Origin of the sequence: Streptomyces sp. NPDC016562, assembly GCF_043076955.1 — a bacterium.
In the GTDB taxonomy this organism is placed as follows: Bacteria; Actinomycetota; Actinomycetes; order Streptomycetales; family Streptomycetaceae; genus Streptomyces.
In genome coordinates this window covers 74,683-88,682 of record NZ_JBIBRZ010000002.1, presented here as the reverse complement: position 1 = coordinate 88,682, position 14,000 = coordinate 74,683, and the positions used below count along the sequence as shown (strand labels likewise).

12 protein-coding genes are annotated in these 14,000 nt (G+C 71.3%); 3 read left to right on the top strand and 9 right to left on the bottom strand.

The window, feature by feature from the left end; genetic code table 11:
- The first annotated feature begins 20 nt into the window (after nucleotides 1–20).
- The gene (locus ACF059_RS08445) at nucleotides 21–650 is read left to right on the top strand and encodes a hypothetical protein (RefSeq protein WP_392053303.1); all 630 of its coding nucleotides are present in this window, start codon (nucleotides 21–23) and stop codon (nucleotides 648–650) included.
- 137 nt (nucleotides 651–787) lie between these two features.
- On the opposite strand, the gene ACF059_RS08440 is transcribed toward ACF059_RS08445, so the two are convergent.
- The 3 genes from ACF059_RS08440 to ACF059_RS08430 form a co-directional block, all read right to left on the bottom strand.
- A complete protein-coding gene (locus ACF059_RS08440) occupies nucleotides 788–1,450 on the bottom strand; it encodes a hypothetical protein (protein ID WP_392053301.1) in 663 nt (220 codons plus the stop codon).
- A gap of 37 nt (nucleotides 1,451–1,487) precedes the next feature.
- On the bottom strand, nucleotides 1,488–2,198 hold the full coding sequence (locus ACF059_RS08435) for a ribonuclease HII (RefSeq protein ID WP_392053298.1): 711 nt from the start codon (nucleotides 2,196–2,198) through the stop codon (nucleotides 1,488–1,490).
- A gap of 115 nt (nucleotides 2,199–2,313) precedes the next feature.
- Nucleotides 2,314–2,916, bottom strand: coding sequence for a TetR/AcrR family transcriptional regulator (locus tag ACF059_RS08430; protein WP_392056523.1), 603 nt, complete (start codon nucleotides 2,914–2,916; stop codon nucleotides 2,314–2,316).
- Between the two features lie 142 nt (nucleotides 2,917–3,058).
- Between ACF059_RS08430 and ACF059_RS08425 the strand changes: the two genes are divergently transcribed.
- A complete protein-coding gene (locus ACF059_RS08425; RefSeq protein WP_392053295.1) occupies nucleotides 3,059–4,612 on the top strand; it encodes an MFS transporter in 1,554 nt (517 codons plus the stop codon).
- A gap of 76 nt (nucleotides 4,613–4,688) precedes the next feature.
- Here ACF059_RS08425 and ACF059_RS08420 read toward each other — a convergent pair whose 3' ends face one another.
- From ACF059_RS08420 to nrdR, 6 genes are all read right to left on the bottom strand, one after another.
- Nucleotides 4,689–6,398: a DUF4173 domain-containing protein gene (locus ACF059_RS08420; RefSeq protein ID WP_392053292.1), complete on the bottom strand. Its 1,710-nt coding sequence runs from the start codon at nucleotides 6,396–6,398 to the stop codon at nucleotides 4,689–4,691.
- A gap of 175 nt (nucleotides 6,399–6,573) precedes the next feature.
- A complete protein-coding gene (locus ACF059_RS08415; RefSeq protein ID WP_392053289.1) occupies nucleotides 6,574–7,491 on the bottom strand; it encodes an ADP-ribosylglycohydrolase family protein in 918 nt (305 codons plus the stop codon).
- Between the two features lie 11 nt (nucleotides 7,492–7,502).
- Entirely contained in the window at nucleotides 7,503–8,162 is a 660-nt protein-coding gene (locus ACF059_RS08410) for a histidine phosphatase family protein (RefSeq protein ID WP_392053286.1), read from the bottom strand.
- Between the two features lie 72 nt (nucleotides 8,163–8,234).
- A complete protein-coding gene (locus ACF059_RS08405; protein ID WP_030709623.1) occupies nucleotides 8,235–8,840 on the bottom strand; it encodes a YdbC family protein in 606 nt (201 codons plus the stop codon).
- A gap of 283 nt (nucleotides 8,841–9,123) precedes the next feature.
- Nucleotides 9,124–12,021 carry a vitamin B12-dependent ribonucleotide reductase gene (locus tag ACF059_RS08400; RefSeq protein WP_392053283.1) on the bottom strand — a complete coding sequence of 966 codons (2,898 nt, stop codon included), beginning with the start codon at nucleotides 12,019–12,021 and terminating at the stop codon, nucleotides 9,124–9,126.
- Between the two features lie 144 nt (nucleotides 12,022–12,165).
- The gene (nrdR, locus tag ACF059_RS08395; protein ID WP_361946572.1) at nucleotides 12,166–12,678 is read right to left on the bottom strand and encodes a transcriptional regulator NrdR; all 513 of its coding nucleotides are present in this window, start codon (nucleotides 12,676–12,678) and stop codon (nucleotides 12,166–12,168) included.
- A 469-nt stretch (nucleotides 12,679–13,147) separates the two neighbouring features.
- Here nrdR and lexA point away from each other — a divergent pair, with 469 nt between their 5' ends.
- Nucleotides 13,148–13,942, top strand: a complete 795-nt coding sequence (gene lexA, locus ACF059_RS08390; RefSeq protein WP_360892508.1) for a transcriptional repressor LexA — start codon at nucleotides 13,148–13,150, stop codon at nucleotides 13,940–13,942.
- Nucleotides 13,943–14,000: the final 58 nt, after the last annotated feature.

Sequence of the window (14,000 nt, the reverse complement as noted above, 5' to 3'; positions counted from 1 at the left end):
GTGTACCCGAAGGGAGGACCGTGACCTTCGGATATGCGCCGCCCTCGACCACGTCCCTGGCGACGACCACCGGTTCCAGCAGCCGGCACGGCCGGCTGCTGGAACCGGCCGAGTGGACGGCCGCGGGCATTCCGCTGCTCCGCAATCCCCGCGAGATCGTCAGCGGCCTGCATTCCCGGCACAGCCCGGTGCCCTCGACCGCGGTGATCGCCGTGCTCGGCCCGGAGGAGCAGCTCGTGGCGAGCGCCTCCTTCGTGCAGCGGTCGGTCTCGGCCGACGGCTGGGACTACCGCAACGCCCTGCTGTCCCGGCTGCGCCGCGTCCTGCCGCACGACCTGCGGCGCCGCACCCCGGTACGGACGGCGGTGCTGCTCTACTGCCGCGAGGGCGACGAGCGGTGGACCGAGGAGGACGGGGCGTGGATGTGGGGGCTGCGGGACGCCTGCACCCTGCACGGGCTGCGCTGCGGCGCGTACATCACGCTGACCCGCGGCGGCTGGCAGGTGCTGGGCGAGGGCCGCGGCGGCCGGCGGCCGGGCTCGGACTCCCGTCCGCAGCGCCTCGGCGACACCGTGGCCGAGTTCTCCCCGCTCGCCCTGCACACCGGCGGCGGCTCGGTCGAGGCCCTGCGCCGGACCGCCGCGCGCTGACCCTCGTACCGCCGCCCGAGCGGCATGCGTAAGGGAGCAGACGGGCACGGACGCGCGTCCGGCGGATCAGATACGGGGCTTCAGCGGGGCCGGCTCAAGGCCCGCCCCGCCCCTCCCCCGTACTGGCGTACAGGGCGTCAGACGCCCGCACCCAGCACGGAGTTGATCTGCTGCGGGTCGCCGCACACGATCAGCAGCGCACCCGCCCGGGTGAGCGCGACCGGCAGGCTGCCCGCGACCGTGTCGGCCGCTCCGCCGTTGGCCGCGAAGACCACGACGGGACGGCCGGCGGCACGCTGGACCTGCGCCGCGTCCGCGTAGAAGACGTCGTCCCCGGCGTCGTGCAGGCCCCAGTACGCGGCCTCGCCGAAGGACAGCTCGTGCGCGGCCCACGGGTGCGGGTCGCCGGTGGTGAGCACCAGGATGTCGCCGGGCGCGCGCCCGGTGTCGAGCAGCAGGTCGACGGCCTCTTCGGCCGCGTCCAGCGCACCCTCGGCGGAGGCCGGGATCAGCTGGATCTGCGGCACCGCCGCGGAGACGGACGGCGCGGTGGGGGCAGCCGGGGCTGCGGGAACGGATCCGGCGGCGGCCTGCTGCACACGCGGTGCGGGCGGTGCGGGCCGGGCCGGTCCGGGGCGTCCGGGCCGCGGGACGGCTGCGGGACGCGGACCAGGTACGGGGCGGGGGGTCTGCGCGGTGCGGCTCGCGGCCGGCGTGACGCGGGGACCCTGGGCACTCTCGTGAATCTGAGGCTCCTCGATGGCGGGTGTGAGAGGCGTGACGTGATATCTATCAAACAACGGTACGAAACGTACCGGCGGTGGCACAGGGGTGCGATCAGAAATCGAAGCCGAGTTGGCCTCCGTTTTCCAGCTCCGTCAACTCCTCGCTGCGGCGCACCTTCTTGAGGTGGCGCCAGCGGGGCAGCGCGTCGAGGTACGCCCACGAGAGCCGGTGGTAGGGGGTGGGCCCCAGTTCCTCCAGCGCCGCCCGGTGCACGGGCGAGGGATACCCGGCGTTGGCGGCGAAGGCGAAGTCGGCGAGCCCGGCGCCCTGTTCGGCGAGTTCGGCCATCATGCGGTCGCGCCGGACCTTGGCGATGACCGAGGCCGCCGCGACGGCGATGCAGGACTGGTCGCCCTTGATCACCGTACGGACCTGCCAGGGCGGGCCGAGGTAGTCGTGCTTGCCGTCGAGGATCACCGCGTCGGGCCGCACCGGAAGGGCATGCAGCGCCCGCTCCGCCGCGAGCCGCAGGGCGGCCGTCATCCCCAGTTCGTCGATCTCCTCGGGCGAGGCGTGCCCGAGGGCGTACGCGGTGACCCAGCCCTCCAGGACGTCGAGCAGGGCGTCACGGCGCTTGGGGGTGAGCAGTTTGGAGTCGGTGAGTCCCTCGGGCGGCCGACGCAGGCCGGTGATCGCCGCGCACACGGTGACGGGACCGGCCCAGGCCCCTCGTCCGACTTCGTCGACCCCGGCGATGACCTTGGCGCCGGTGGTTGCACGGAGGGAGCGTTCGACGGTGTGGGTGGGTGCTTCGTACGGCATGGCGCGAGCAAGGTTACGCCGCCCCGGGCCGACTGCACACCCCGGCCCGGGCCGCGCCCGCGTCCGCCCGGGGGCGCGGCGCGCTCCAAGCACCCCGCGGCGGGACCGGCGCGGCTCACACCCTGAGCAGCGGCACCATCACCCCGTCGATCAGCTCGGCGATCTCGGCGTCCACCCATTCGCTACCGCACACCTTCGCGCGGTACATCAGCATCGCCGGAATCACGTCCACGACGAACGGACCCGTCGCGTCCGGCCGCACGTCACCCCGCTCGATTCCGCGCAAGAGAAGCTCTCTGATCAACACCTGGGCCGGCTCGTGCACCCCGGACAGGATGACCCCGTGGAACCGCTCCGCGTGCACGGGATCGCATTCGTGAAGCACTGACCGCAGGGCCTGCCCGGCTCGCGAGTGCATGACGTCCCGCATCCGCACGCACAGCAGCCGCAGGTCCTCGCGGATCGATCCCCGGTCGCCGATCTCACCGATCTGCGGCAGCCCGGTCCGCAGCGCCTCGTCCACCAGGTCCGCCTTCGACGCCCACCGGCGGTAGAGCGAGGCCTTGCCGGTCTGCGCGCCGGCCGCCACGCCCTCCATCGTCAGCGCGTTCCAGCCGACGGTGCTCAACTGTTCCAACGCGGCGTCCAGGATCGCCCGTTCGAGCTCGGGACCCCGCCTGCGCACCGACGACCCCGCCGACCAGCGTGAATCCACCATCTCCCCCTCTCCCGCCCGGCCCCCGCGCCGAAAACTCATGATGTCGACGTTAGAGAACGCTTGCGTTCCCTAACGTCCGGCTCCTACGGTAGCCCGTAGTGAACGAACACGTTCACTATTTCACTTTGGGGGGGGATCCTCAGTGACGACTTCTCAACTCTCCACACCCCGGATACCGGGGGCGGCACGCCGGGAGGGGCGCCCCGGAGTGGCGCTCACCGTCATCGCCGCATGCCAGCTCATGGTCGTCCTCGACGCGACGATCGTGAACATCGCCCTTCCGCACATCCAGAGCGCCCTCAGCTTCAGCACCACGGACCTCTCCTGGGTGCTCAGCGCCTACACACTGACCTTCGGCGGGCTGCTGCTGCTGGGCGCGCGCGCCGGTGACATCCTCGGCCGACGCCGGGTGTTCCTGACCGGCATCCTGATCTTCACCCTCGCCTCCCTCCTCGGCGGCTTCGCCCAGGAGCCCTGGCAGCTGCTCGCCGCCCGCGCCCTGCAAGGGGTCGGCGGCGCCATCGCGTCCCCGACCTCGCTCGCCCTGATCACCACGACCTTCGCCGAAGGACCCGAGCGTAACCGCGCCTTCGGGGTCTTCGCCGCCGTCTCCGCGGGCGGCGGCGCGATCGGCCTCCTGGCCGGCGGGATGCTCACCGAGTGGCTGGACTGGCGCTGGGTCCTCTTCGTCAACGTGCCGATCGGCGTGCTGATCGCGGTCCTGACCCCGCTCTACATCAGCGAGTCCGAGCGCCACCCCGGCCGCTTCGACATCGCCGGAGCCGTCACGTCCACCGGCGGCATGGCCTCGCTCGTCTACGGGTTCATCAGTGCGTCGGAGGAGGGCTGGCGCGACGCGGTCACGCTCGGCTCGTTCGCCGCGGCGCTGGTCCTGCTCGGGCTCTTCGTCCTCATCGAGTCGCGGGCCCCCGAGCCGATCGTCCCCTTGCGCATGTTCGCCGAACGCAACCGCACCGGCACCTACGTGATCATGCTCGGCCTCGCCGCCGCGATGTTCGGCATGTTCTTCTTCATCGTGCAGTTCGTGGAGAACGTCCTGGGCTTCTCCCCCATCCAGGCCGGACTGGGCTTCCTGCCCGTGACGGTCGCCATCGTCACCGCCGCCGGTCTCTCGCAGCGCTTCCTGCCGCGCTTCGGCCCCAAGCCCTTCATGATCCTCGGCTCCTCGCTCACCGGAACCGGGCTCATCTGGCTGACCTTCCTCCAGACCGACAGCTCCTACCTCTCCGGGGTGCTCGGGCCGATGCTGCTGTTCGGCTTCGGCATGGGCCTCAACTTCGTCACCCTCACCCTCACGGCCGTCTCCGGAGTGGCGCCGCACGAGGCCGGCGCGGCCTCCGGCCTGCTCAACGCCAGCCAGCAGGTCGGCGGCTCGCTCGGCCTGTCCATCCTGGTCACCGTCTTCGGCACCGCCAGCCGCACCGAGGCCGAAAAGCAGGTCCCGGCCTTCATGGCGCAGGCGGATCCGGACCAGCTGGCCGCCTTCCAGCAGACCAGGCAGCTGCCCGACCCGTGGGGGGATCTGGTGCTCGCGCAGGGCATCTCCACCGCGTTCCTCGCCGCCGTCGCCATGGCCGGACTCGCCCTGGCCACCGCCGTGCTGGTGATCCGGGTGCGCAAGAGCGACCTGGAGTCCCTGGCCGGAGCCGCCGCGAAGGCCGGTCCGGCCGCCTGAGGACGGCCCGCAGCAGCGCGCGTACGCAGGCCCGGGCGCGGGAGAACCTTCCCCGCGCCCGGGCCCTCGTACGCGCCTAGTACTCGGTGCGGCTGCCGAAGGCGCCCAGGCGCGAACAGGTGTCGTACGAGGCCGTGACCGGGCGCTCGCGCAGGATCTGCCGGGCGCGGTACTCGCCCAGGCTCATCGCGTACCAGGGGACGTCCCCGGCCCGGGACATCTCGTCGTTGATCCCGCGCAGGGCGCAGGACCGCTGGGGCTCGGGCAGCCGGTCCAGGGCGGGCACGGCGTCCGCCGACAGGGACTGGAAGTAGGCCAGGTCGATCTTCGCGTCCTTCTCGAAGCGGGCCACGTTGCGCTCGGCCACCATCCCGTCCGGGGACAGCAGGCCGAAGACCAGGACCGCGACCGCCGCGCTGCCCGCGAACGCGCGCGGCAGCCAGCGCGCGCCGAACACCCCGGCCGCCATGATCAGTACGATGACCAGCCCGAGCCACAGCTCCATCGCCGCCACCGACACGCGCAGCCTGGTCAGCCCGTACGCGTCCACGTAGAGGTCCATGCGGCGCAGCGCGGCGGCGACCACGACCAGGGTCAGCGCGCACAGCACGCCCAGCACGACGCGGACGAACCGGCGGTCGCCGGCTCCCTCGCGCGGAGCCCAGCGCAGGGCGAGCGCGATCACGGCGAGGGTGAGCAGGGTGGCCCAGAGCAGCTGCCAGAAGCCCTGGCGGGCGTATTCGGCGTAGGTCTGGCCCGTGCTCTCCAGGACCTTGTCGTAGCCGCCGAACAGGACGGCCAGCTGGACGGCGTTGAAACCGGCGAAGAGCAGGTTGAGCACGACGAGCGGAAGCGCCCATTCGACGCGGGAGCGCGGCTTGCCCGGGGCCACCTTGATCCGGTCCCAGCGCACCGGGGCCGCGGCGGTGCGGGCGGCGGCGAGCGCGAGGAGGGCGCCGAGGGCGAACAGCAGGAACCGGATGGGCCCGTCCTCGACCGACACGTCGGGCATCAGGCCGCCGAGGAGATCGGCGAAGGCGGCGTCGGCGGAGGCGAACAGCGCGCCGAAGAGCACCAGCAGGACCACCGCCACGACGCCCGCCTTGGCCACGGGGAGCCAGCGCTCCTTGCTGACCCCGCCGCGCGACCGCAGTCCGACCAGGGCCCAGGCCAGCCCGGACACGGCGGAGTCGAAGAATCCGAGCGGGCTGAGCAGGACGCCGGGCCAGGTGCGGCTGCCGTGCAGGGCCAGCGCGCCCAGCAGGACGGCCGACAGGATCGCGAGCGTCGAGGGCCACGCGGAGTCGCGCAGCGCGGGCACGGCGAGCAGCGCCAGGCAGCCGATCGCCCAGACCACCGTCCACGGGCGGGCCGTACGGCGGGCCGCGCGGGCGGCGGCGTAGGCCGCGGCGACCGCGGGCACCACCGCGAGCAGGAGGCCGATTCCCAGCCCGTCACCGAGGAGCAGTGCGGCGGCAAGTCCGGCCACGAGGGCGGCGACCAGGGTCGCGGTCGGCACGGGCGCGGCCTCGGCGGGGCGCACCAGCGTGGCCCACCCGGGCGAGCCGGCGGGGCGTGCGCCGGCCCTCGCCCCGGCGGCGGTGCGCTGCCACTGCTGCTGCGCCTGCCAGGCCTGCCACGCGGCGGCGTCCATGGGAGCCTGGGCGGCGGCCCCGGGCTGCTGCGCCTCGGGCTTGGCAGCCGCCTCGGGCTTGGCCGTGGCTTCGGGCTTGGCGGCGGACTCGGGCTGCTGCGCCTCGTCCGGCCCACCTGTGTTGTCTGACATCGGTTCCCCTCCCCTGTCGGCCGCCCCGTCGTTCGGGTGGGGGCGGCGCAGCGACAGAGTAGGCGGGTGCGATGCAGTTTTGAACAGGCTCAAAATCCGTCTGTGGCAGGACCGTGACAATCGGAACGGACCATTTCCCCCACGGCGCCCCACTCATCGGGCGCCTTGACGGGCCTTACGCGGCCGCCGCCTCCGGCAGCCAGGCCGGCAGGGCCTCCGTGCGCGCCAGCCACGCTGCCGGAAGCACCGCGTCCCCGCGCGCGCCCAGCACCCCTCCGACGATCGCGCAGGTCGTGTCGACGTCGCCGCCCACCTGTGCGGTCGTCCAGAACGCCCGCTCGTAGTCCTCCAGCGAACGCGCCGCCGACCACAGCGCGAAGGGCACCGTGTCGTGGGCGCTCGTGCGGCGCCCGCAGCCCAGGACCGCCGCGACCGTGGTCGCGTCGTCGTAGTCCAGCATGTCGCGCGCCCGCCGCAGCCCGGCCCCCACCGCGCTGCGCGGCACCAGCGCGATCACGCCGTCCAGCAGGTCGGCCGCCTGGGGCGGACGGTCCCCGGACGCCGCCAGCGCGGCGGCCGCGGCGACGGCCATCGCCCCGCACACGGCCTCGCGGTGCTGGTGGGTGGTGTAGGCGGAGATCTCCGCCTGGTGCGTGGCCTGCTCGGGGTCGTCGGCGTACCAGGCGCCCAGCGGCGCGATGCGCATGGCGGCGCCGTTGCCCCAGGAACCCTGCCCGTTGAACAGCTCGGCGGCCAGGGTCCGCCAGTCCTCCCCGTTGCGCACCAGCCGCAGCATCCGGTTCACCGCGGGCCCGTAGCCCCGGTCGAAGTCGTGGTGGTGGGCGAAGGAGAGCGCGAGCGCGTCCTGGTCGATGCGGCCGTGCTCGGCCAGCACGGCCACCACCGAGCAGGCCATCTCGGTGTCGTCGGTCCACTGCCAGGTCTGGGTGCCGGAGGGCAGTTCGCGTCGCTTGAGGAGCGGGTAGTTGGCGGGGACGAAGTACTGGGAGCCCAGGGCGTCACCCAGCGCCAGCCCGCGGAGGCTGGACATGGCGCGTGCGTAGCGCCGTTCGGGAGTGGAATGAGGGGTCATCGCGGGCCACTCTAGCCGTCCAGGTCGTAGGGCTCGGGTGTGGTCCAGCGTTCGAATGGGCGGTCCAGCCGGTACCGGCCGTCCGGCCCCAGCATGAGCACCCGGAATTCTCCGTTCCCGGGATTGGACAGGGACTCGAACTCGGCCACCGACCAGTGGAACCAGCGCATGCAGAACAGCCGCATCGTCAGCCCGTGCGTCACCAGGAGCACGTTCTCGGGGTGGTCCGGGGCCTCGAAACTGCGGTAGAGGCTCTCCAGGAAGGAGCCGACCCGGTCGTACACGTCGGCCCCCGACTCGCCCTGCGCGAACCGGTAGAAGAAGTGCCCGTAGGCGTCCCGGTAGGCCTTCTGCAGCCGTACGTCCTCCCGGTCCTGCCAGTTCCCCCAATCCTGCTCGCGCAGCCGGGGCTCCTCGCGCATCCGGACGCGCCTGGGGTCCAGGCGCAGCTCCCGGAAGGTCTGCAGGGTCCGGCGGTAGGGGGAGACGTAGGCGCTGATGGTCTCGTCGCCGAAGAGCTCGCGCAGCCGCTCACCGACCGCCGCGGCCTGCTCGCGCCCCTTCGGGGTCAGCCGCAGGGCGTGGTCGGGCTCCCGCTCGTACACCGAGTCATCGGCGTTTCCCTCCGATTCCCCGTGCCGGACAAGGACGATGCGCCGTGGTCGAACCATCTCACGACCCTATTCGGCCATCGGCCGGACGGCCGACCGGGCACGCCGGTCCGCCTGGCGGTCGTCGTACGGTCATACCGTCCAGGAGGGTTCGAGGTCGACGACGTCCCCCGTGAGCGCCTCCACGTCGGCCTGGATCTGCGCCCGCAGGGAGAGCCGCTCGACCCGCTCCTGCCGGTACTTGCCGTGCTCGGCCGCCGCGTGCCACATCGACAGCACCAGGAACTCCCGGCCGGGCGCCTCCCCGAAGAGCCCGCGGACCATGCCGGGCGAGCCCGCCATGGCCGGATTCCACACCTTCTCCTGCATGAGCGCGAAGTGGTCGACCCGGCCCTCGCGGACCCGGGTGTGCGCGACCCGCACGACGTCGGCATCCGTGAAGCGCGGCTCGAAGCCGGTCTTCACGTCGAAGCGGTGATCGAAGAGCGTCACCCGCAGGTCGGTGTAGGTGCCGTTCTGAGCGGCGGCCAGCCGGTCGTGCGAGCGCGCCATGAAGGAGTCGTAGAAGGAGCGGCTCTCCCAGAACGCGAAGACGTGCGCGACCCCCTGCCGGCCCCGGCTCCAGCCGCCGCCCTGCCCCCGGAAGCCCGGCTCGCCCGGCAGCCCCGCCCATTTTCGCTGTCCGCGCTCGAACCCGCGTCGGTCCGTCACCGTGCAGCGAATCCACTTGACCAGCACTGCGCCATCGTACGGGCCCGGCGCGGCCCCGGTCAGTCCCCGGCGCTGTGGATCCGCACCAGTTCCGCCGCATCCCGCTCGGGCGACCGAAGCCCGAACGCCCGGGCGAGCGAGGCGACCGGGCCGAGCCCTTCGCCCGGACCGGATTCGTCGAAACCGCGGGCCGCCACGGCGGTGGCGCGGCACGGCAAAGGGGGCCGGCCTCTCGGCCGGCCCCCTCCGTGCGCTGCTGGTCAGTCGGCTACGCCGGACACTGCGACCGGGGCGAGCGCCTGGGCCCGTGTCAGCTGCATCCGCTGGTGGAGCCGCAGCCCTCGCAGATGTAGCAGGAGCCGGCGCGCTGCATCTTCGTACCGCAGGAGAAGCAGAGCGGGGCGTCGGCGGAGACGCCGAGCTGCATCTCGGCCAGTTCGGCGTTGCTGTGCGCCGTCTTCGGGGCCGGGACCGGGGTCGCCGGGGCGGCCGCGACCGGCTGCGGGGCCGAGGGCACCGCGGCGAGCGGGGCCGACTGCGCCAGCGACTCGGTGTCCAGCTCGTCCTCGAGGGGCTCGTAGGAGCCGGTCTCCAGGTGGCGCTGGCGCTCCTCGGCGGTGTGGATGCCGAGGGCGGAGCGGGTCTCGAAGGGCAGGAAGTCCAGCGCCAGGCGGCGGAAGATGTAGTCGACGATCGACTGCGCCATCCGCACGTCCGGGTCGTCCGTCATGCCGGCCGGCTCGAAGCGCATGTTGGTGAACTTCGAGACGTAGGTCTCCAGCGGCACGCCGTACTGCAGGCCGACCGAGACGGCGATCGAGAAGGCGTCCATCATGCCCGCGAGGGTCGAGCCCTGCTTGGACATCTTCAGGAAGACCTCGCCCAGACCGTCGTCCGGGTAGGAGTTGGCGGTCATGTAGCCCTCGGCGCCACCCACCGTGAAGGAGGTGGTGATGCCCGGGCGGCCCTTGGGGAGGCGCTTGCGGACGGGGCGGTACTCGATGACCTTCTCGACGGCGGCGCGGATGGTCTCCTCCGTCTTGGCGGTAACCTCCTCCTTCTCCTCCTCCTTCTTCTTGGCGGAGAGGGGCTGGCCGACCTTGCAGTTGTCGCGGTAGATCGCGAGCGCCTTGACGCCCAGCTTCCAGGCCTCGAAGTAGATCTCCTCGATCTCCTCGACGGTCGCCGTCTCCGGCATGTTGACCGTCTTGGAGATCGCGCCGGAGATCCAGGGCTGGATCGCGGCCATCATGCGGACGTGACCCATCGCGGAGATGGAACGCTCACCCATGGCGCAGTCGAACACCGAGTAGTGCTCGGGCTTGAGGCCCGGGGCGTCGACGACCACGCCGTGCTCGGCGATGTGGGAGACGATCGCCTCGATCTGCTCTTCCTGGTATCCCATGCGGCGCAGGGCCTGCGGGACCGTGCCGTTGACGATCTGCATCGAACCGCCGCCGACGAGCTTCTTGAACTTGACCAGGGCCAGGTCCGGCTCGACACCGGTGGTGTCGCAGGACATGGCGAGACCGATGGTGCCGGTCGGCGCGAGGACGGAGGCCTGGGAGTTGCGGAAGCCGTTCTTCTCGCCGAGGCGCAGGACGTCCTGCCAGGCCTCGGTAGCCGCGGCCCAGATCGTCTTGTCCAGGTCCTCGGTGCGCGGCGCGACGGCGTTGGCGTCGGCGTGCTGCTTCATGACGCGCTTGTGCGACTCGGCGTTGCGGGCGTAGCCGTCGTACGGGCCGACGATCGCGGCCAGCTCGGCGGAGCGCTTGTAGGCGGTACCGGTCATCAGCGAGGTGATCGACGCGGCGAGGGTGCGGCCGCCGTCCGAGTCGTACGCGTGGCCGGTGGCCATCAGCAGGGCGCCGAGGTTGGCGTAGCCGATGCCCAGCTGGCGGAAGGCGCGGGTGTTCTCGCCGATCTTCTGCGTCGGGAAGTCCGCGAAGCAGATGGAGATGTCCATCGCGGTGATGACGAGCTCGACGACCTTGGAGAAGCGCTCGGCGTCGAAGGACTGGTTGCCCTTGCCGTCGTCGTTGAGGAACTTCATCAGGTTGAGCGAGGCGAGGTTGCAGGACGTGTTGTCCAGGTGCATGTACTCGCTGCACGGGTTGGACGCGGTGATGCGGCCGGACTCGGGGCAGGTGTGCCAGTTGTTGATCACACCGTCGTACTGGATGCCCGGGTCGGCGCAGGCCCACGCGGCCTCGGCGAGCTTGCGGAAGAGCGCCTTGGCGTCGACCTCCTCGATGACCTCACCGGTCATGCGGGCGCGCAGGCCGAACTTGGTGCCGTTCTCGACGGCCGTCATGAACTCGTCGTTCACGCGGACGGAGTTGTTGGCGTTCTGGTACTGGACGGACGTGATGTCGTCGCCGCCCAGGTCCATGTCGAAGCCCGCGTCGCGCAGGGCGCGGATCTTCTCCTCCTCCTTCACCTTGGTCTCGATGAAGGCCTCGACGTCCGGGTGGTCCACGTCCAGGACGACCATCTTGGCCGCGCGGCGGGTGGCGCCGCCCGACTTGATCGTTCCGGCGGACGCGTCGGCGCCGCGCATGAAGGAGACGGGGCCGGAGGCGTTGCCGCCGGAGGAGAGGAGCTCCTTGGAGGAGCGGATGCGGGAGAGGTTCAGGCCGGCGCCGGAGCCGCCCTTGAAGATCATTCCCTCTTCCTTGTACCAGTCGAGGATCGACTCCATGGAGTCGTCGACGGCCAGGATGAAGCAGGCGGAGACCTGCTGCGGCTGGGGGGTGCCGACGTTGAACCACACCGGGGAGTTGAAGCTGAAGATCTGGTGCAGGAGGGCGTAGGTCAGCTCGTGCTCGAAGATCTCCGCGTCGGCGGGCGACGCGAAGTAGTCGTAGTCCTCGCCGGCCTTCGTGTACGTCTTCACGATCCGGTCGATGAGCTGCTTCAGACCGGTCTCGCGCTGCGGGGTGCCGACCGCGCCGCGGAAGTACTTGCTGGTGACGATGTTGACCGCGTTCACCGACCAGAAGTCGGGGAACTCGACGCCGCGCTGCTCGAAGTTGACCGAACCGTCGCGCCAGTTGGTCATGACGACGTCACGGCGCTCCCAGCTCACCTCGTCGTAGGGGTGCACGCCGGGGGTGGTGTGGATGCGCTCGATACGCAGGCCGCCCTTGGCAGCCTTGGTTCCCTTGGCGCGGGAACCACGTGCCGAGCTGCTCGCCGTCTCTGTCATGCCAGGCCTCCCATATGCGGGCAAAAACGCCCTAAAGTGCCAGCGCTATTCCGCGGCACGGTGCTGTGATTCTGTTTCTACGCTTCTTCGCCTGACTGACCGGCCGTGTCGCACCGCGCATGCGGTGCGACACGGGCCGTCCGGTCAGTCGGCGGCGGAGGCGGGCACGGGGACCGGAGCGGTCCCGCCGAGCTCGCGCTCATCAGGGTGAGGCCGCCGCTCGCGCAGTTCCACGATGGCGGTCTCGAAGTCTTCAAGGGTGTCGAACGCTTTGTAGACGGACGCGAAGCGCAGGTACGCGACCAGGTCGAGCTCCTGCAACGGGCCGAGTATGGCCAGACCCACGTCGTGGGTGGTCAGCTCGGCGCTCCCGGTGGCGCGCACCGCCTCCTCGACCCGCTGGCCGAGCTTGGCGAGGGCGTCCTCGGTGACCGGCCGCCCCTGGCACGCCTTGCGCACGCCGGAGATGACCTTGGTACGGCTGAAGGGTTCGGTCACCCCGCTGCGCTTGATCACCATCAGCGAGGCCGTCTCCACCGTCGTGAAGCGACGGGAGCAGTCGGGGCACTGACGGCGCCGGCGGATCGACGTGCCGTCGTCCGTGGTGCGGCTGTCGACGACGCGGCTGTCGGGGTGCCTGCAGAAGGGGCAGTGCATGGTTCCCTCACCCTCCCTCTTGGCACGACTGAATCACCTCACGGGGCCCCTGAACGACAGGGAAACGCCCTGCCTGGGGCTCGTGAAGCAGCCACCAGCATATGCGATCCCAGGAGCCTCAGCAGACCCGGGGACCACAAGTTCTGGGCGGCCGCGCTCATCCAACCACTAGATCTTGGGTTGTGGTGCATTTGCGCGGCTGCGCGTGTCGCGGCGTCCGATAGCCGGATACGAGCCCCTGCGGTGTCACACTGGACGCGGCCCCGGCCGGTCGCGATCCGACCGGGAAGGGTACCGTAAGCGGCAGGAGCCGAGCCGAACCGGCGTTCGACGAACCGATCGTCCATACACTCCGCGATATGCCCACGCAGGGCGATCTGCGATTTTTCACTCGAACGTGTGTTTGGCGCAACCTTTCGAAAGCTACTACCGTTGTCCAGCTAGGGAGAACATTTCGAGAGGGGCCGCCGTGACCACGACCGCAGACAGTGCCGCCATCACTGCCCAGAACCGCTCCCAGAGCCGACTTGAGCCGGTGCATGCCATGAACGACGCACACCTGAATCCGGATGCGGAGCCCGTAGTACGCCCCGCACGCTCGCTGCCAGGTCGACCTCCAGGCATCCGCGCCGACAGCTCCGGGCTCACGGACCGGCAGCGGAGGGTCATCGAGGTCATCCGGGACTCCGTGCAGCGCCGGGGTTACCCGCCGTCGATGCGGGAGATCGGTCAGGCGGTCGGCCTGTCCAGCACGTCGTCGGTCGCGCACCAGCTGATGGCCCTGGAGCGCAAGGGCTTCCTGCGCCGCGACCCGCACCGCCCCCGCGCCTACGAGGTGCGCGGTTCGGACCAGCCGAGCTCGCAGCCCACGGACACCACCGGCAAGCCCGCCGCCTCCTACGTTCCCCTGGTCGGCCGGATCGCGGCCGGCGGCCCGATCCTCGCCGAGGAGTCGGTCGAGGACGTGTTCCCGCTCCCCCGCCAGCTCGTCGGCGACGGCGAGCTCTTCGTCCTCAAGGTCGTCGGGGACTCGATGATCGAGGCCGCCATCTGTGACGGCGACTGGGTCACCGTCCGTCGCCAGCCGGTCGCGGAGAACGGGGACATCGTCGCCGCGATGCTGGACGGCGAGGCCACCGTCAAGCGCTTCAAGCGCGAGGACGGCCACGTCTGGCTCCTCCCGCACAACGCCGCCTACCAGCCGATCCCCGGTGACGAGGCGACCATCCTCGGCAAGGTCGTCGCGGTACTGCGTCGGGTCTGACCCCGCCGCCTCCAGTCAGCCCCCGGGATCCACTGCGCCGGTCCCGGGGGTTGTTGTG